Source organism: Klebsiella sp. WP4-W18-ESBL-05 (genome assembly GCF_014169075.1).
Taxonomy (GTDB): Bacteria; Pseudomonadota; Gammaproteobacteria; order Enterobacterales; family Enterobacteriaceae; genus Kluyvera; species Kluyvera ascorbata_B.
The window spans coordinates 2440837-2459082 of sequence record NZ_AP022057.1; the positions used below are offsets into that span (position 1 = coordinate 2440837).

General features: G+C 54.7%; 13 protein-coding genes and 1 pseudogene. 6 read left to right on the forward strand and 8 right to left on the reverse strand.

Going from position 1 to position 18246, the window contains the following annotated elements; all coding sequences use genetic code 11:
• Window positions 1–66 precede the first annotated feature (66 nt).
• Window positions 67–525, reverse strand: a complete 459-nt coding sequence (locus H7R58_RS11785; protein ID WP_106927015.1) for an SgcJ/EcaC family oxidoreductase — start codon at window positions 523–525, stop codon at window positions 67–69.
• A gap of 267 nt (window positions 526–792) precedes the next feature.
• Here H7R58_RS11785 and H7R58_RS11790 point away from each other — a divergent pair, with 267 nt between their 5' ends.
• From H7R58_RS11790 to adhP, 3 genes and pseudogenes are all read left to right on the forward strand, one after another.
• A complete protein-coding gene (locus H7R58_RS11790; RefSeq protein WP_182928917.1) occupies window positions 793–2487 on the forward strand; it encodes an NAD-dependent malic enzyme in 1695 nt (564 codons plus the stop codon).
• A gap of 404 nt (window positions 2488–2891) precedes the next feature.
• Complete coding sequence (locus tag H7R58_RS11795; protein ID WP_182928916.1) at window positions 2892–4604, forward strand: ABC-F family ATP-binding cassette domain-containing protein; 1713 nt, start codon at window positions 2892–2894, stop codon at window positions 4602–4604.
• Between the two features lie 252 nt (window positions 4605–4856).
• Window positions 4857–5866: pseudogene (gene adhP / locus H7R58_RS11800) on the forward strand (alcohol dehydrogenase AdhP).
• A 38-nt stretch (window positions 5867–5904) separates the two neighbouring features.
• Here adhP and araJ read toward each other — a convergent pair.
• The 4 genes from araJ to fdnG form a co-directional block, all read right to left on the reverse strand.
• On the reverse strand, window positions 5905–7071 hold the full coding sequence (gene araJ / locus H7R58_RS11805; protein WP_106927061.1) for an MFS transporter AraJ: 1167 nt from the start codon (window positions 7069–7071) through the stop codon (window positions 5905–5907).
• Window positions 7072–7446: 375 nt separating this feature from the next.
• Window positions 7447–8103, reverse strand: coding sequence for a formate dehydrogenase-N subunit gamma (gene fdnI / locus H7R58_RS11810; RefSeq protein WP_106927007.1), 657 nt, complete (start codon window positions 8101–8103; stop codon window positions 7447–7449).
• Window positions 8096–8983: a formate dehydrogenase subunit beta gene (gene fdxH / locus H7R58_RS11815; RefSeq protein ID WP_182928915.1), complete on the reverse strand. Its 888-nt coding sequence runs from the start codon at window positions 8981–8983 to the stop codon at window positions 8096–8098. The genes fdnI and fdxH overlap by 8 nt, the downstream gene beginning before the upstream one ends.
• A gap of 11 nt (window positions 8984–8994) precedes the next feature.
• The gene (gene fdnG / locus H7R58_RS11820) at window positions 8995–12042 is read right to left on the reverse strand and encodes a formate dehydrogenase-N subunit alpha (RefSeq protein ID WP_182928914.1); all 3048 of its coding nucleotides are present in this window, start codon (window positions 12040–12042) and stop codon (window positions 8995–8997) included.
• Between the two features lie 222 nt (window positions 12043–12264).
• Here fdnG and yddG point away from each other — a divergent pair, with 222 nt between their 5' ends.
• Complete coding sequence (gene yddG, locus H7R58_RS11825; RefSeq protein ID WP_106926999.1) at window positions 12265–13146, forward strand: aromatic amino acid DMT transporter YddG; 882 nt, start codon at window positions 12265–12267, stop codon at window positions 13144–13146.
• A gap of 3 nt (window positions 13147–13149) precedes the next feature.
• Here yddG and H7R58_RS11830 read toward each other — a convergent pair whose 3' ends face one another.
• From H7R58_RS11830 to H7R58_RS11840, 3 genes are all read right to left on the reverse strand, one after another.
• Complete coding sequence (locus tag H7R58_RS11830; protein ID WP_182934780.1) at window positions 13150–13845, reverse strand: RES family NAD+ phosphorylase; 696 nt, start codon at window positions 13843–13845, stop codon at window positions 13150–13152.
• Entirely contained in the window at window positions 13842–14243 is a 402-nt protein-coding gene (locus tag H7R58_RS11835; protein WP_106926995.1) for an MbcA/ParS/Xre antitoxin family protein, read from the reverse strand. The genes H7R58_RS11830 and H7R58_RS11835 overlap by 4 nt, the downstream gene beginning before the upstream one ends.
• Before the next feature lie 120 nt (window positions 14244–14363).
• The gene (locus H7R58_RS11840; protein WP_182928913.1) at window positions 14364–15860 is read right to left on the reverse strand and encodes an MFS transporter; all 1497 of its coding nucleotides are present in this window, start codon (window positions 15858–15860) and stop codon (window positions 14364–14366) included.
• A 121-nt stretch (window positions 15861–15981) separates the two neighbouring features.
• On the opposite strand from H7R58_RS11840, the gene H7R58_RS11845 reads away from it, so the two are divergent.
• Both H7R58_RS11845 and H7R58_RS11850 read left to right on the forward strand, forming a co-directional pair.
• Window positions 15982–16563: a TetR family transcriptional regulator gene (locus H7R58_RS11845; RefSeq protein WP_106926991.1), complete on the forward strand. Its 582-nt coding sequence runs from the start codon at window positions 15982–15984 to the stop codon at window positions 16561–16563.
• A gap of 177 nt (window positions 16564–16740) precedes the next feature.
• Complete coding sequence (locus tag H7R58_RS11850; RefSeq protein WP_106926989.1) at window positions 16741–18129, forward strand: NarK family nitrate/nitrite MFS transporter; 1389 nt, start codon at window positions 16741–16743, stop codon at window positions 18127–18129.
• The last annotated feature ends 117 nt before the right edge of the window (window positions 18130–18246 follow it).

Here is an 18246-nt window from a genome sequence, read left to right on the forward strand (position 1 = left end):
CATTGATGATGGAATATTGTGACAGTGTCACATAAAAACAACGGGCCCTGCAGGCCCGTGAATAACCTAGCCTTCCGGCATTGCTGATGAATGGTGGCTGGAGATTTTCCAGTCACTACCATCCCATGCGTAGGTAAACGTGTAACGGGCTGAAACCTGCGTTTTGTCGGCAAAAGTAAAGGTATATGTTCCCGTATCAATGGCTTTATTGCAGCCCAGGCGAATAGTACGGGTATCAATCTTGCCGACGGGTTTCTTTGCCAGGAAATGCTCAAAGTAATCCACTCGCTCGGCATCCGTCAGGCGAACCTGATTCGATACGGTAGGTAATAAAACGGCATCGCTAAGATAGCCTTCGGCCACCTTTTTAGCATCCCCGGTTTTCAGGGAGTCATTCCAGCGGTCAAATAATCCTTCAATCTGTGCTTTGTCGACTTTCACACAATCAGATGCGGGCGCGGTTGAAGCCAATGCGGACCCAGATATAAGAAGCAGTGAACCAAGGGCATAAGTTATCTTCTTCATACTATTCCTTTGTTTTAATGTGGAAATTATGAATTGAAAATACATTTGATTTCACTGCGAAACAATCATAAAACAATATAGTTACAGTGGTTTACATATATTGAATTTTGGATTCTTTGAGCGCCTATACGTAGTCTGATTGCTGAAGTTATCACCATCCCCCCGCTTTTTTGTGCCCTTTCCCTCAATTTGTCACCATCATGTTAAAGCTTGCTCTATAATCTGGCCCGCCGCTGGTGTGGAGTGAAAATTACGGAGTGAAGTCAGATGTTACCAGGTAAGAAAAATCGTTCCCTGTATATCCCCTATGCAGGTCCGGTTCTGTTGGAATTTCCGCTGCTCAATAAAGGCAGCGCGTTCAGTATGGAAGAACGCAGCAATTTTAACCTGTTAGGGCTACTGCCTGAAGTGGTTGAAAGTATTGAGGAGCAGGCCGAGCGTGCCTGGATCCAATATCAGGGTTTCAAAACTGAAATCGACAAGCATATCTACCTGCGCAACATTCAGGACACCAACGAAACGCTCTTTTATCGTCTGGTCGAAAATCATCTCGACGAGATGATGCCCGTCATCTACACCCCTACCGTAGGCGCGGCCTGTGAACGTTTCTCTGAGATCTATCGTCGCTCCCGCGGCGTGTTCATCTCCTACCAGAACCGTCACAACATGGACGATATTCTGCAAAACGTCCCCAACCACAACATTAAAGTGATCGTGGTGACCGACGGTGAACGCATCCTTGGCCTGGGTGACCAGGGGATTGGCGGCATGGGGATTCCAATCGGCAAACTGTCCCTGTACACCGCCTGCGGCGGTATCAGCCCGGCATACACCCTGCCTGTCGTGCTGGATGTGGGGACCAACAACCAGCAGTTGCTGAATGACCCGCTGTATATGGGCTGCCGTAACCCGCGCATCAGCGACGATGAATACTATCAGTTCGTTGACGACTTTATTCAGGCCGTTAAACAACGCTGGCCAAACGTGCTGCTGCAGTTTGAAGATTTTGCGCAAAAAAATGCGATGCCGCTACTCAACCGCTATCGCGATGAGATCTGCTGCTTTAATGATGATATTCAGGGCACTGCGGCAGTCACCGTCGGTACGCTGATTGCTGCAAGCCGCGCCGCCGGTAGCCAGCTTAACGAACAAAAAATTGTCTTCCTCGGTGCCGGTTCCGCCGGTTGCGGCATTGCAGAGCAGATTATTTCGCAGATGCAGCGCGAAGGGTTGAGCGAAGAACAGGCGCGTAGCCGCGTCTTTATGGTTGACCGTTTTGGTCTGTTGACGGACCAGATGCCAAACCTGCTGGCGTTCCAGAGTAAGCTGGTACAAAAACAGGAAAAAATTCAGGACTGGCAGCACGACAATGAACAGATCTCGTTGCTTGACGTCGTGCGCAACGTGAAGCCGAATATTCTGATCGGCGTGTCTGGCCAGACCGGGCTGTTTACGGAAGAAATTATCCGTGAAATGCACAAACACTGCCCGCGCCCGATCGTGATGCCGCTGTCTAACCCAACCTCACGCGTTGAAGCCACGCCGCAGGATATCATCAGCTGGACCGATGGTCAGGCGCTGGTTGCCACCGGTAGCCCGTTTGCGCCGGTAACCTGGAAAGATACCGTATACCCTATTGCGCAGTGCAATAACTCCTATATTTTCCCGGGCATAGGTTTAGGCGTGATCGCCTCTGGCGCCTCACGCATTACCGACGAGATGCTGATGTCGGCAAGCGAAACGCTGGCCAAGCACTCGCCGCTTGCCACCCAGGGCGAAGGACTGGTGCTGCCAGAGCTGAAGGACATTCATAAGGTGTCTCGCGCAATTGCATTTGCGGTCGGTAAAATGGCTCAGCAACAGGGCGTGGCGACCAACACGTCCGCCGATGCGCTGCAGGAAGCGATCGATGAGAACTTCTGGCTGCCGGAGTATCGCAGCTATCGTCGCACCTCAATTTAATCTCCTCTCTCATCCCGGCTGAGCATAGTGACGCCGGGATTTCCCCTTTTTGCTGTTTGACGTGTTCAATATGCACGATGCTGATGTGTCATTTATTGAGAAGTAATAATATGTATGTTGTAACTAATGTTTTTTAAGTGGCATAAAACGCATGCTGCGGCTAGACTGCTTTTACCGTTCAATCTAACAACATCAAAAGGAGGTTAATTATGCTGTACTGTGAAATTTTCAATGTTTCACATACATTTGGTGATCGTACCTGCTCAAGCGTTATCGGTATCGTGCTGCGATAACTTCTGCTTGAGCGAAGACATCAACTCTTAATCCCTTCCCTCGGGCTTACCAGGTTATCGTCAGCGATGTTTGACGAGGCATTTTCATGCCTGTAACACTTGAGTAAGCAAATGAGCACTTTACTAACTGCACAATCTCTTCACGTTGAGACGGCATTCGGCCCGCTTTTCGACGCACTCACCTTCACCCTGAAGAAAGGCGACCGCATCGGTCTGATTGGCTATAACGGCTGCGGAAAAAGTACCTTATTACAGGTGCTTGACGGCTCAGTATCGCCCACTTCCGGTAGCGTATCACTCGCCGCCAGCTGCCTGATGGCGCGCGTGGAACAGCATCTTCCCGACGCGCTGCTCTCGCAGTCGTTGATTCAGGCCGTGCTGGCGCAATTACCTGTCGCCATGCGCGAAAGCGAGCGCTGGCAGGCGGAGCGTTTGCTGGTTGAGATGGGATTCACCGTCACCGAAATTGACCATCCTGCGGCAACCCTAAGCGGCGGACAGCACACGCGTCTTTTGCTGGCGCGCGCACTGATTCGCCAGCCGGATTTACTGCTGCTGGATGAACCGGGTAACCATCTCGATCTCCCCACGCTGCTGTGGCTGGAAACGTTCCTGAACGGCTGGAGCGGGAGTTTTATCCTGGTTTCCCACGATAACCCGCTGCTGGATGCGGTAACCAACACCAGTTGGATACTGCGCGATAACACCCTGCACGCCTTCTCTCTGCCCTGTTCCGCCGCCCGCCAGGCGCTGGCAGAACAGGATGAAAGCGATGCGCTGCGCCACAAGGCCGAGCAAAAGGAGATCGACCGGGTTGCCGCCAGTGCCAAACGGCTGGCGATTTGGGGTCGGGTATACGACAACGAAGATCTCTCGCGCAAAGCCAAACAGATGGAGAAACAGGTCACGCGGCTTAAATCGTCACAAACCGAGCTGACTACCGGTACACCCTGGCGGCTCGCGCTGCATGGCGATGCCGTACGTGCGGATCGGCTGCTGGAAATGGATAGCCTCCCCGTTGCGCCAGCCGCAGGGCTGCCGCCGCTGTTTACCACGTCGACAACCCGACTGCAAAGCGGCGATCGGGTCGCCATCATGGGGCGTAACGGCGGCGGTAAATCCTCGTTGTTGCGCCTGCTGTGGCGGCAAATGCAGCAGCAAACGCCCGACGCCGGGCTAAAGCTGCATCCCCGACTGCATCCCGGTTATTACGATCAAACGCTTCAGCAGTTGGCCGATGATGCCACGCTGCTCGACGCGCTGGAATCGTTCGAACCGTCAGCGGAAATCCGCAAGCGCGCGTTAATTTCAGCGGGTTTTGGCTGGGCGCGGCACGGGCAAAAAGTCAGTACACTCAGCGGCGGTGAGCGTTCTCGCCTGCTGTTTATTGGCCTGTCGCTTGCCCGCTACAGCCTGCTGTTGCTCGATGAACCGACCAACCATCTGGATATCGAAGGGAAAGACGCGCTGGCGCAAACCATTCGCGACTATCCCGGCGGCCTGCTGCTGGTCAGCCACGACCGCCAGCTGATTAGCCAAAGCTGCAACCGCTTCTGGCTGATTGACGAACGCGGGCTGAGCGAATGGCTGGATGCCGACGCGGTGTACGCGCAGATAAGAGACACAGCGAGCCGCCGTTCTCCTCTGCCAACGCGTCCTCCCGCTACCTATGAAGCTCTCAGTGACGATGCGCTGCTGGAACGCTTAATCACCCTTGAGCAACTGTTGGCCGACGATGTTGCCCGTAAACCCAAACATCAGAAGCCGCAGCATCAGGAACAGTGGCGTGAGGAGATCGCAAAAATACACGCGCAATTAGCGTAACCCCATGCCCGACGCCAGCTTGTTTCGGCGTCGGGCATCATTCATCCCGTGCAGGGCACGCCATTTATAAGCCAGACAAAAGTGTTTACCACTGTCTACCGGGTAACCACTCGCTGAATAAAGCAGCAATGTCCGACTGTATCAATATGAAAACCCACCAGATTTTTCCCTGTTCGCGCCTTGCGTTTTGCCCATGGATGGCTAATCATTAATGAGTATTATTGTCGATTACAAATTAACCAGGAGTAGGATATGAAGGCTGCTGTCGTCACTCATGACCATCAGGTAAACGTCACCGATAAGAAACTGCGTCCGCTGCAGCACGGTGAAGCGCTGTTATCCATGGAATGCTGTGGGGTCTGTCATACCGATCTGCACGTAAAAAACGGCGATTTCGGCGATAAGACCGGGGTGATCCTCGGCCACGAAGGAATTGGTATTGTGAAAGAAATCGGCCCGGGCGTGACCTCGCTGAAAGTGGGCGATCGTGCCAGCGTTGCCTGGTTCTTTGAAGGCTGCGGCCATTGTGAATACTGTAATTCCGGTAATGAGACGCTGTGTCGCTCGGTGAAAAACGCTGGCTACACCGTCGATGGCGGTATGGCTGAAGAGTGCATCGTCACCGCAGACTATTCGGTAAAAGTACCGGACGGCCTGGGCTCTGCCGAGGCCAGCAGCATCACCTGCGCGGGTGTCACCACCTATAAAGCGGTCAAAGTTTCGCACATCAAACCGGGCCAGTGGATTGCTATCTACGGCCTGGGCGGCCTGGGTAACCTGGCGCTGCAGTACGCGAAAAACGTCTTTAATGCCAAAGTGATCGCACTGGACGTTAACGACGAACAGCTGAAGCTGGCGGCAGAAATGGGCGCTGACCTGACCATCAACTCACGCAGCGAAGACGCCGCGAAAATTGTGCAGGAAAAAACCGGCGGTGCGCACGCAGCCGTGGTTACCGCAGTCGCCAAAGCGGCGTTTAACTCCGCGGTTGATGCCGTTCGCGCCGGTGGCCGCGTAGTCGCCGTTGGCCTGCCGCCGGAAGCCATGAGCCTGGATATTCCGCGCCGGTGCTGGACGGTATTGAAGTGGTAGGTTCCCTGGTCGGCACACGTCAGGATCTGACCGAAGCCTTCCAGTTTGCCGCCGAAGGTAAAGTGGTACCGAAAGTGGCGCTGCGTCCGTTAAACGACATCAACGCTATTTTCAAAGAAATGGAGCAAGGCCAGATTCGCGGCCGTATGGTCATCGATTTACGCCATTAATGCTTAGTGCCTCTCCCCGCCGGGGAGAGGCTTATTGCTTAGCCACCAGCCGCTAACGCCTGACGCTGTTGATAGCGGGCGTAAATCAGTAAAGAAGACATGGCCAGGAACGATAGCGCCGCCGCCGGCAACGCCACGCTGTTCCAGCCGAAATTAAGCGTAATCATCAGCCCGCCGAAGAACGCGCCAATCGCGCTGCCGAGATTAAACGCAATCTGTCCCCCTGCCGCCCCCAACATCTCCCCGCCTTTCGCATTTTGTAGCAGCAGAATTTGCAGCGGCGCAGACAGCGCAAACAGCCCCGCACAGCAGACAAACGCCAGTATCAGCGATGCGACCGGGAAACCACCTAGTGCGAAGATCAACAGCAGCGCAACCACGATAACAAAATCCGTCGTTGCCGCAATGCGTAGCGGGCTGAAGCGACCAGACAGCTTACCGCTGAGGATATTCCCCAGCACCATCCCGAGCCCCACCAGCATCATAATGAACATCATCGCCCCTTCGGTAAAACCCGAAACGTTCATCATAAATGGCTTGATATAGCTAAACCACGCAAAGACCCCGGCATTGCCGAACATCGTCGCGGCAAAAATAAGCCACGGCGCAGGGCTTTTGAGGAAATGGAATTGTTCGCGCAGGCGGGCATCCGATTTATCAAATAAGGTCGGCACCCAGGCCATTATCGCCAGCAGTACCGCAACGTCAAACAAGGCAATGGCCAGAAAAGTATAGCGCCAGCTAAACTGATGCCCCAACCACGTCCCCGCGGGCACCCCCACCAGGTTCGCCACCGTCATCCCGGCAATCATGCCCGCCACCGCGGCCGTTACCCGCCCCCGGGGGGCAATTTTCGACAGAATAATCGCCCCGACGCCAAAGAACGCGCCGTGCGGAAATCCCGACACCAGCCGCCCGAACGCCAGCATAACGTAGCTAGAGGAGACGGTAAAAATGATGTTACCGAGAATACACAGCGCCGCCAGCAGCAGCATGATGGATTTCAGGGAAAACCGCGTTGAGAACAGCGCAATAATCGGCGCACCGATCACCACGCCAAAGGCATACCACGAGATCATATTCCCCGCTGCCGGGATCGAGATCCCGACATCGTGCGCCAGCTCGGGCAGCACGCCCATAATGCCAAATTCAGCCATACCCAGGCCAAAAGTGCCAAGCGCCAGCGCGAAAATTGTCTTTTTCATCCCTCTAATCACTTGTTTATGTTGAGTTTGCTGGATGGCATTATCAAGCATAGGACAGACGCAAACCAGATAAAAAGGCATAACGATGGATTTATCCATAAATACAGCGTGAATGGTACGACGATCGCTAAAAAGTCGATAAATGTAACGCCATACGCTTTCTGGAAGCGTTCTTTTAAAGGCATGGCCTTTTAACCCGCTCAGGGGATAAATAAGCTGAATACTCGGCACTTCATTTGCAACTTGCCTCTCGCACGAATGTCATCGCAGCGTTTGACGCATTAATCATCAATACCGAATGCCGCCTATAAAAAAAGCGGCTTAATATTTCCTATTGAGGAAACACTAAACCGCTCTTCACCTGACGAAGAGAAGCTACTTCATCCCTTCCATACTCTCTTTCTTCGCCTCTTCCCGCTCGACGTCACGATACCAGCGCGGATGGTGCTTCTGCGCCCAGCGACGGCTGACTTTACCTTCAATCATGCCTTTAATCGATCCTTTGACCCAGAATGCCATATACATATGGATAAGGATCGCGTGGATCAGAATAATGGCCGAGGTCGCATGAATCAACAGCGCATAACGGATAACCTGAATCGGGAAATAAGGCGCAAAGTACGGTCGCCAGATAATCACCCCGGTCACCAGCAGCACGAAAATCATGCTCATGATGGTCCAGAACATCATCTTTTGCCCGGCGTTATATTTACCGACGCGCGCGACTTTATGCTCGTTGCCCTTCAGTACTTCTACAATCCCCAGCACCCACGGAATATCCTGCTTATCCGGAATGTTATGGTGTACGAAACGCGCGAACATAAACATCAGCACCACGAAAATCAGCACGCCAAAAAACGGGTGCAGAATACGCCCCATTTGCGGCGTCCCGAATGTTTCGGTCAGCCACTGCAGCGTCGGGAAGAAGAACGAAATTCCCGAAACGGCCACCAGGAAGAAACAGATAACCACCGTCCAGTGACAGGCGCGATCGATAAACTTCGTGCGCACAATCATTTTCGACTTACTCATGGCCATCCTCCTCTTCGTCATCGTCAACTTCTTTGTTCGGGCCAATACCGATGTAGTGATAAATCAGCCCGGCAAACGTCGCGATAAAGCCGGCGGCCGACAGCGGCTTCAGCGCGCCCTTCCAGAGGTTGATGCTGGTATCAATCGCCGGATCCTTCGGCAGCTTATGATACAGCTCAGGCTGATCCGCGTGATGCAGCACATACATCACGTGCGTCCCCCCCACACCGTCCGGATTGTAAATACCGGCATGAGGATAGCCGCGTTTTTTAAGCTTATCGACCCGCTCCTGCGCCACGTCCAGCATCTCTTTCTTGGTGCCGAAATGAATCGCACCCGTCGGGCAGGTTTTGACACAGGCCGGTTCTTGCCCAACGCTGACGCGGTCTACGCAGAGGGTGCATTTATACACGCGGTTATCCTCTTTATTGAGGCGCGGAATATTAAATGGACACCCGGCGATGCAGTAGCCGCAGCCGATACAATTATCCTGCTGGAAGTCGACGATACCGTTAGCGTACTGAATAATGGCACCGGCAGACGGACACGCCTTCAGGCAGCCCGGGTCCTCACAGTGCATACAGCCGTCTTTACGAATCAGCCACTCGAGCTTGCCGTTCTGTTCGGTTTCGCTAAAACGCATTACCGTCCAGGACTTGGCGCTCAGGTCCGCCGGGTTGTCGTAAACGCCGACACAGTGCCCCACTTCGTCACGAATATCGTTCCATTCTGAGCAGGCCACCTGGCAGGCTTTACAGCCCACGCAGGAGGAGACATCAATCAGCTTGGCCACTTCTTCCTTATAATCCCGCGCACGTGGCGCGGGGGTAATCGGATTGGTTGCCGAGCGTTTGATAATGTCTTGTGTTTCCATTGCCATCTAAACGCTCCTTACGCTTTCTCGATGTTAACCAGGAACGCCTTGTATTCCGGCGTCTGCGAGTTGGAATCGCCTACGTTTGGCGTCAGGGTGTTGGCGATATAGCCTTTCCGCGCCACGCCTTCATAGCCCCAGTGCAGCGGAATACCGACGGTTTCCACCTGCTGACCGTTAACGTTGAGCGTTTGCAGACGACGCGTCACCACCGCCACGGCGCGAATAAAACCACGCTGGCTGCTGACGGTCACGCGATCGCCATTGGCAATTCCCTTGGCTTTCGCCAGCCCTTCACTGATTTCCACAAACTGTTCCGGCTGCGCGATGGCATTGAGGCGCGCATGCTTGGTCCAGGTATGGAAATGTTCGGTCAGACGATAGGTCGTGCCGACGTACGGGAACTTGTCTTTCTTCCCGAGGCGAACCGCATCCTCTTCGTACAGACGCACGACCGGACTGGAAATCACGTTCGGGTGCAGCGGGTTGGTCCCCAGCGGCGTTTCCATCGGCTCGTAGTGTTCCGGGAACGGTCCTTCCGCCAGCTTATCGATGGCGAACAGGCGACCCAGCCCTTCCGGTTGCATGATGAACGGATTGGTCTTGCTTCCCGGCGGCGCGGTATTAAAGTCCGGGATATCGTTACCCGTCCATTTCGTTCCGTTCCACTGAATCAGCATCCGTTTGGGATCCCACGGTTTCCCGTTAACGTCCGCCGAGGCGCGGTTATACAGCACGCGACGGTTCAGCGGCCAGGCCCATGCCCAACCCAGCGTATTGCCCAGCCCTGACGGGTCAGCGTTATCGCGGTTGGCCATCTGGTTACCCTGTTCGGTCCAGCTCCCGCTATAGATCCAACAAGACGATGCCGTGGTACCGTCATCGCGCAGCAGCGCAAAGCTATTGAGCAGTTGGCCTTTCTTCGCCACCAGTACGCCGTTGGCGTCATACAGGTCAGCCAGCGCATAGCCGTTGTTCTCTTTAGCGACTTCTTCAGACTCCGGACGATCCGGCTGTTTATAGTTCCAGCCCATCTTCAGCAGCGGCTCAACGCCTTTACCGCCTTCGTTGCGATACATCTCGCGCAGACGATGGTAAATACCGGCCAGAATTTCGCCGTCATTACGTGCTTCACCCGGTGCTTCCTGACCTTTCCAGTGCCACTGCAGCCAGCGTCCAGAGTTGGCGATAGAGCCGTCCTCTTCCGCAAAGCAGGTGGACGGCAGGCGGAACACTTCAGTCTGAATCGTCGACGGATCGACATCGTTAGACTCACCGTGGTTTTGCCAGAACGTCGACGTCTCAGTCACCAGCGGATCGATAACCACCATGTACTTCAGCTTGCTTAAGCTGCGCACGACTTTGTTTTTATCCGGGAACGAGGCCACCGGGTTAAAGCCCTGGCAGATGTAGCCGGTGACTTTGCCGTTATCCATCATGTTGAAGTACTTGATAACGTCATAGGCCTGGTCCCATTTCGGCAGCCAGTTAAAGCCCCAGTCGTTCTCTTTCGTCGCCGCATCGCCGTAAAACGCTTTCATCAGGCTGACGTAAAACTTCGGATAATTGCCCCAGTAGTTGACCTGGTCCGGCAGCGTCGCCTTCGGCGTATTCGCCTCCAGATAGGTTTGCAACGAGGTGTGTTTATCCGACGGCAGCGTCAGATAGCCTGGCAGGCTGGTCGACAGCAGGCCTAAGTCGGTTAACCCCTGAATATTTGAGTGACCGCGTAGCGCATTGACGCCGCCGCCGGCCATCCCCATGTTGCCTAACAGCAGCTGAATCATCGCCATAGTACGGATGTTCTGCGCACCCACGGTATGCTGAGTCCAGCCCAGCGCATACAGGAAGGTGGTCGTACGATCGGCCGCGCTGGTAGAGGCCAGCACATCACACACTTTCAGGAAGTCGGCTTTTGGCGTACCGCAGATGTTTTCCACCACATCCGGCGTATAGCGGGAAACGTGCTGTTTGAGCAGGTTCCACACGCAGCGCGGGTGGCTGAGCGTTTCATCACGTTTGGCATAGCCGTTTTCGTCGAACTGATAGTTCCAGGACGATTTATCGTACTGGCGTTTTTCGGCGTCGTAGCCGCTGAACAAACCGTCTTCGAACGTGAAATCGTCCCGTACCAGCAGGCTGGCATTGGTATAGTGCTTCACGTATTCGGCGTTGATCTTATTGTTTTCGATCAGGTACAGCAGTACGCCCGACAGGAAGGTAATGTCGGTGCCGGAACGGATCGGCGCGTAGATATCAGCCACCGACGCCGTACGCGTAAAGCGCGGGTCGACGACGATCAGCGTCGCATCGTTGTTGTTCTTCGCTTCCATCGCCCAGCGGAAACCGACCGGGTGGGCTTCTGCGGCGTTACCGCCCATCACCATCACGACGTTAGCGTTTTTGATATCAACCCAGTGGTTGGTCATCGCACCGCGACCAAATGTTGGAGCAAGACTTGCTACCGTTGGTCCGTGTCAGACGCGCGCCTGGTTGTCTACCGCCAGCATGCCGAGGGAGCGCACAAATTTTTGCGTCAGCATGCCGGTTTCATTACTTGCCGCAGATGCACACAGCATCCCGGTAGAAAGCCAGCGGTTTACCGTTACGCCCTGTTCATTCTTCTCAATGAAGTTGGCGTCGCGGTCGGTCTTCATCAGCTTTGCGATACGATCGAAGGCTTCATTCCACGAAATACGCTGCCATTTATCCGAACCCGGCGCGCGGTATTCCGGATAACGCAGGCGGTTTTCACTGTGTACGTAGTCGAGCAGCCCGGCGCCTTTCGGGCATAGCGCGCCGCGGCTAACCGGATGATCCGGGTCACCTTCGATGTGATAAATCGACTCTCGGGCATTTTTGGCCCCATCGCCCAGGCTGTACATTAACAGCCCACAACCCACGGAGCAGTATGTGCAGGTATTACGAACTTCTTTGGCGCGCAGTAATTTGAAATTACGCGCCTGTGCCAGCGCCATTTTAGGAGCAAACCCTAATGCCGCTGCCGTCGTCCCGGCCATACCGCCCGCGCAGATTTTAAAAAACTTTCTGCGACTGACGTCCATTGTATTCCTCATGATATGGATCTACATTTCGCCGGAAAAACTAACAGCAAAAGCCCTGATTTTTTTGCGTCAAATCAATGTCGAAAACGGAGCCCCCCTTAATAGTCAGGGGTCGCAGGTTTTATTAACTCTTTAGGGTTATGGCACTCACAAAAATATCCCAGCGGGCGGCCAAAAGGTGCTATAACCGCAGACTTCGGTTTTAAAAGCATCAGGTTAAATATGGACAAAAAAAGAGCGACGCTCATCGGACTCACCGCGATTGTGTTATGGAGCACCATGGTGGGGTTAATTCGCGGCGTCAGTGAAGGCCTCGGTCCGGTCGGCGGCGCGGCGATGATCTATAGCCTGAGCGGCATCTTACTGGTTTTCACCGTTGGTTTTCCTCAGCTGCGTCAGATACCTGGCCGCTACTTACTGGCCGGCAGCGTGCTGTTCGTTAGCTATGAAATGTGTCTCGCACTGTCGTTAGGCTACGCCGCCAGTCGCCAGCAGGCCATTGAGGTGGGCATGGTGAATTATCTGTGGCCAAGCCTGACGATTTTGTTCGCTATTCTGTTTAACGGCCAGAAAAGCAGCTGGCTGACGATCCCCGGTTTACTCCTCGCGCTGTTTGGCGTCACCTGGGTATTAGGCGGCGAGCGTGGTCTCGATATCGCAGAAATAACGCGCAACGTTATTTCCAGCCCGTTGAGTTATATTCTGGCGTTTGTCGGCGCGTTTATCTGGGCGGCCTACTGCACGGTCACCGCCAAATATGCCAGGGGAAAAAACGGCATCACGCTGTTCGTTTTGCTGACCGCGCTTAGCCTGTGGGTGAAGTTTCTGCTGAGCGAACAACCACCGATGGTATTTAGCTGGCCGGTGATCATTAAGCTGCTGATGTGTGCGCTGTCGTTAGGATTAGCCTATGCGGCGTGGAACGTCGGGATCCTGCACGGTAACGTTAGCTTTCTGGCCGCCGCATCCTATTTTACGCCGGTGCTCTCTTCCGCGTTGGCGGCGGTGTTGCTCAGCGCAACGCTCTCGTGGTCTTTCTGGCAAGGCGCAGGAATGGTCTGCGCCGGTTCCCTGCTCTGCTGGCAGGCCACGCGCCGGCCATAGCCGCTAGTCGCCGTAGAGTTTAATACTCAGTACGTTAGCGATCGCGCTGCCGTTCCAGTGGTATTCCAGATGCTCGGCCTGTAACACCTGCGTGACCAGGCAAGGCCGATACAGCACATAACAGGTATGCCCGGTATGGCGGACGGAACAGTAGTGAATGCCGTCTCTGTTGTGCTTTTTCTGCGTTTGCGCGAACGCCTTTGACTGGCTGTAGTCGGTGGCATGATAGAGCGGCGAAGAGAGAAACGGTTCCTGAGTGATATCCACTAACGTCGCATCAAACTCGGTATACAACACCCGCATCTGCACTTTCTGCGCTGGCTCTCGGGTGTAACCAAAAATACGCTCCTGATGATATACCGTCTCCTTGACGGCGGTATCGAGCAGTGGCGCACAGTAGTAACCGCCAAAATCGCCGGTGCTAAAACGCGCGCCCTCCGGGTTAATATGCGTAAACGCCGCCATGACGTAGCTGCTGCCGTTAAGCCCGACCAGCCAGTCTTCTTTCGGCACCCGCATCAGTTCGCCGGCGGACTCCATCAAGCGTTCGTTGGTCAGCACTTCAACGGCCCACACCGCCTCCAGCTCATCGCTGCTGGCAACATCCTCAAACAGATCGATAGTCGGATAGCGGCTGGGAATGATGCGGTATGCGGTTGCGCCCTTAAACGCAACCAGCGGAGGTGTATCAGTGCTCAAGCCATTCCCCCTCTCCAGGCCTGAAGCCGCGAAGCGACTTCATACAGATCGGCCACCCGACCACCGTTCATTACATCCATCGCCGAGCGCCCGGCAAAGAAAGGATGCGCATTCGGTTTACGCACCCAGCCATAGATGCTGTCCTCGGCAGAAAACAGGATCCGCAGGCATTTATGGATGTTGAGGATATAGCTCATCCGCTCCTGAATGTCGGCGCTTAAGCGAATGCCGCCTTTGGACTCTTTATATTTGTTCAATGTTGAACGCGAGCTGATACCCAGAAGCCGTAGCTGTTCATCTGTGCTGCAGTGCCATTTTTCCAGAATACGGAACACGACAGGCAGCGCCTTACTGGTATCAACATGACCGTTTACATGGCTTTCTTGTGCTGTGGCCATCGTTCCTCCCGGACATAATTACCGTACATCGCCGTAAAAACAGGCTGTACATTTAATGTCAATTGTAGTGTAAACGTTCAAATATGTACACTGTAAAAAGGCGACGGCTGCACCATCGCCTCACGATCGGGCCGCCTCCGGGGCGTTGGCGAGCCCGCGCCAGATCCCTGCCGCCAGTAGCAACAGGAGCACACCCGCCGTTGCCAGCGCAACGCTATGAGCGCTGATAAAGGCAGTTTGCGCAGCGTCAACCAACGCCTGAGCCGGTATGGCGGGTAGCGACTGCGCCAGCTGCATCGCTTCGCCAATCGACGACGCGGCCCGCACGGCGTTTTCACTTTCCAGCCCCGCAGGCAACACAATCGCGGCGCCGTAACTGCGGGTCAGAATCAGGCCAAACAGCGCAATACCCAGCCCTGCACCCAGCTCATAGGCCATGGTTTCTATCGCCCCGGCCGCTGCCGCTTTTTCTTTAGGCGCAGCGGCCATGATGGCGGAGGTAGACGCCAGCAGCGCGCTGGCGGCGCTAAAGCCCAGCAGCGCCATTAGCCCCCATGCCTGCCAGGGCTGAGTGCTGAAATTGGTGACGGACAGCCCAAGGAAGCTCAGCGCGCTCAGCGTCATACCACCGGTGGCGACCTGGCGTAAACCCAGACGCGACACAAGTACGCCGGCTATTGGCCCGCTGAATCCGCTGGCCACCATGACCGGCAGCATAAACATCCCCGCTTCAAACGGCGTTTTCTGGTGCACAAACTGCAGCTCCTGCGCCATCAGCAATTCGAAGCCCACCAGCGTGACCAGCGCGGTCATGGCCATCACCACGCCGCTTAAGATGATGCGGTGGGTAAACAGCCGCATATCAATCATCGGCCGGGTGGCCGCCAGCTGCTGACGGACAAAGGTATACAGCATGGCGGCCCCCACCGCGGCCACCAGCGTGGTCAGCCACACGGCCTGCTGCCCTTTGAGCGCCGATTTGGCGCTGAAGACCAGCATCAGAATGGCGGCAATGAGCATCAGCGCCTGGGTCAGGTTCAGCGGCTGCTCGCGACGCGCAGGCTGACGCGGCACCATGCGCGCGCCGATAATCATCACCACCAGCACGATGGGAACGTTAATCAGGAAGACCGATCCCCAGTAAAAGTGCTCCAGCAGCAGCCCCCCGACCAGCGGGCCAAAGGCCGCACCGCCGGAACCCACCGCCGCCCACAGCCCGAGCGCCATATTCCGGTGTTTAGCTTCAGCAAAGGTACTGCGAATACCGGCAAGCGTTGCGGGTACGATCATCGCAGCGCCAACCGCCAGCATCGCACGCGCGGCAATCAACGCCAGCGCGGTCGATGAAAATGCCGCCGCCAGCGACGCCAGCCCGAACAGCCCGCTACCGAGCAGTAGCAGGCGCTTAAAGCCAATTTTATCGCCGAGCGCGCCCATCGGCAGCACCATCCCGGCCATCACTAATGAGTAGATATCAATGATCCATAGCAGCTCATTGCCGCTGGTGCCCAGCGCTCCGCTTAGCGTCGGCGCTGCCACATGCAGCACCGTGGCATCAATTGCCACCGGGATATAGACCAGCAAAATAGCCATCAGCGTTAACCACTGGCGAGACATCGTTTGTTCCTCTCGTTATTTTGAAATTGGACATGTGTCCAGGAAAAGGATCCTGCCGGATTGTTGAACGCATGTCCAATTTTTTGTTATTCTCAGCTAAACACTCCTTAAACAATTAAAAATGAACTATTTAACGCGTGAAGAACGACGGGAAGTGATCCTCAAAGCGGCGATGCAGGTTGCGCTGAACGGTGGGCTCAGTGCGATGACCGTACGCCATATCGCCACCGTGGCCGGCGTCGCCAGCGGCCAGGTCCATCACCACTTCGCCTCCATAGGCGAACTCAAGGCGCTGGCTTTTGTCAGGCTGATACGCGAAATGCTGGATATGCCGCTGGTCAGCGATGACGCCAGCTGGTACGAACGCCTGTTTTCCATGGTGGGCAGCGACGATCGACGGCTGGAGCCGTATATCCGCCTATGGCGGGAAGCTCAGCTGCTGGCAGACAGCGACAGCGACATCAAAGGGGCGTATCTGCTGACGATGGACATGTGGCATCAGGAAACCGTCAATCTCATTTTACTGGGCACGCAAGCAAATGAATTTCGGCCAATTGATAACGCAGACGATATTGCCTGGCGCCTGATTGCGCTGGTTTGCGGGCTGGATGGTATTTATGCCCTGGGCATGGCAGAAATAAGCGATGAAATTTTCACTCGCTATATAAAGCATTATATTTCGATAGAGCTTAACCCCGCTTAATTTACATTTAGTAACAATTCACAACGTTTTATTCACGACGCGTTTTCTTACAACGCGTTTTTTTTATCTATTCTTCAACGATAAAGAGATAAAACGGCCTGGCGATAATAACTCCTCCCTACCTACTTCGCTGTTTTTCCTTTGTTTCTTTTTTATGACGTGGCTTCCGAGGGTAATATGGCGACAAAAAATGAGAAAGAGAATCATTATCTTTTAAAAGACTGGAGACCTGAAAATCCCGCCTTCTGGGAAAATAAAGGCAAATCAATTGCCAGGAGAAATCTGTGGATTTCCGTAGCCTGCTTATTACTCGCCTTCTGCGTCTGGATGTTATTTAGCGCCGTTGCGGTAAATCTCAACAAAGTAGGATTTAATTTCACTACCGACCAGCTATTTTTATTAACCGCACTACCTTCTCTCTCCGGCGCTATTTTGCGCGTGCCCTACTCCTTTATGGTACCTATATTTGGCGGGCGTTACTGGACCGTATTAAGCACGGTGATCCTGGTTATCCCCTGCATCTGGTTAGGCATTGCCATCCAAAACACCGCTACTCCATTCTGGGTATTTATCACCATCGCGTTACTGTGCGGTTTCGCCGGTGCTAACTTTGCCTCCAGCATGGGTAACATCAGCTTCTTCTTCCCAAAAGCCAAACAGGGCAGCGCGCTTGGCGTGAACGGCGGCTTAGGTAACCTGGGCGTGAGCGTGATGCAGATGGTGGCGCCTGTGGTGATCTTTCTGCCGATGTTCACCTTTATCGGCGTCCATGGCGTCACTCAGGAAGATGGCTCGACGCTGGCACTGAGCAACGCCGCCATCATCTGGGTACCGCTGCTGGTCATTGCCACGATCGCCGCATGGTTTGGCATGAACGACATCGCCAGCTCAAAAGCCTCGGTACGCGATCAGCTCCCGGTGCTGAAACGCCCTCATATGTGGCTGCTCAGTCTGCTGTACCTCGCTACCTTTGGCTCATTTATCGGTTTCTCGGCCGGTTTTGCCATGCTGGCGAAAACCCAGTTCCCTGACGTTAACATCCTCAAGCTGGCCTTCTTCGGGCCCTTTATCGGCGCGCTGGCGCGTTCGTTTGGCGGCGTCATTTCCGATCGTCTGGGCGGCGTGAAGGTGACGCTGGTGAACTTCGTCCTGATGGCGGTCTTTACCGGTCTGCTGTTCCTGACCTTGCCCGGCAGCGGCTCCGGCAGCTTCCTCGCTTTCTACGTGGTGTTTATGGGGCTGTTCCTCACCGCCGGCCTCGGCAGCGGCTCCACCTTCCAGATGATTGCCGTGATCTTCCGCCAGATAACCATTGAGAGCGTAAAAAAACGCGGTGGCACCGATGAGCAGGCGCAGCACGAAGCGGTGACCGATACGGCTGCCGCGCTTGGATTTATCTCCGCCATCGGCGCTATCGGCGGCTTCTTTATCCCGAAAGCGTTCGGTACCTCTTTAGCCATGACCGGTTCACCGGTCGGCGCCATGAAAGTGTTCTTTGTTTTTTACGTCGTCTGCGTGCTGGTGACATGGCTGGTCTATGGCCGCCGCGCACCGGCAAAACAATAACGAGAAATTTGCCGGATAGCGGCTCACGCCTTATCCGGTCTACGGGGTCGAGCGGGCTTGTAGGCCGGATAAGGCGCGCGAGCGTCGCCATCCGGAACGGCACGATGCCGGACATTA

Bases quoted from the DNA above. Each gene is read 5' to 3' on its own strand.
- H7R58_RS11785 (WP_106927015.1), bottom strand. From the start codon at position 525: ATGAAGAAGATAACTTATGCCCTTGGTTCACTGCTTCTTATATCTGGG.
- H7R58_RS11790 (WP_182928917.1), top strand. From the start codon at position 793: ATGTTACCAGGTAAGAAAAATCGTTCCCTGTATATCCCCTATGCAGGT.
- H7R58_RS11795 (WP_182928916.1), top strand. From the start codon at position 2,892: ATGAGCACTTTACTAACTGCACAATCTCTTCACGTTGAGACGGCATTC.
- araJ (WP_106927061.1), bottom strand. From the start codon at position 7,071: ATGAAAAAGACAATTTTCGCGCTGGCGCTTGGCACTTTTGGCCTGGGT.
- fdnI (WP_106927007.1), bottom strand. From the start codon at position 8,103: ATGAGTAAGTCGAAAATGATTGTGCGCACGAAGTTTATCGATCGCGCC.
- fdxH (WP_182928915.1), bottom strand. From the start codon at position 8,983: ATGGCAATGGAAACACAAGACATTATCAAACGCTCGGCAACCAATCCG.
- yddG (WP_106926999.1), top strand. From the start codon at position 12,265: ATGGACAAAAAAAGAGCGACGCTCATCGGACTCACCGCGATTGTGTTA.
- H7R58_RS11835 (WP_106926995.1), bottom strand. From the start codon at position 14,243: ATGGCCACAGCACAAGAAAGCCATGTAAACGGTCATGTTGATACCAGT.
- H7R58_RS11840 (WP_182928913.1), bottom strand. From the start codon at position 15,860: ATGTCTCGCCAGTGGTTAACGCTGATGGCTATTTTGCTGGTCTATATC.
- H7R58_RS11845 (WP_106926991.1), top strand. From the start codon at position 15,982: ATGAACTATTTAACGCGTGAAGAACGACGGGAAGTGATCCTCAAAGCG.
- H7R58_RS11850 (WP_106926989.1), top strand. From the start codon at position 16,741: ATGGCGACAAAAAATGAGAAAGAGAATCATTATCTTTTAAAAGACTGG.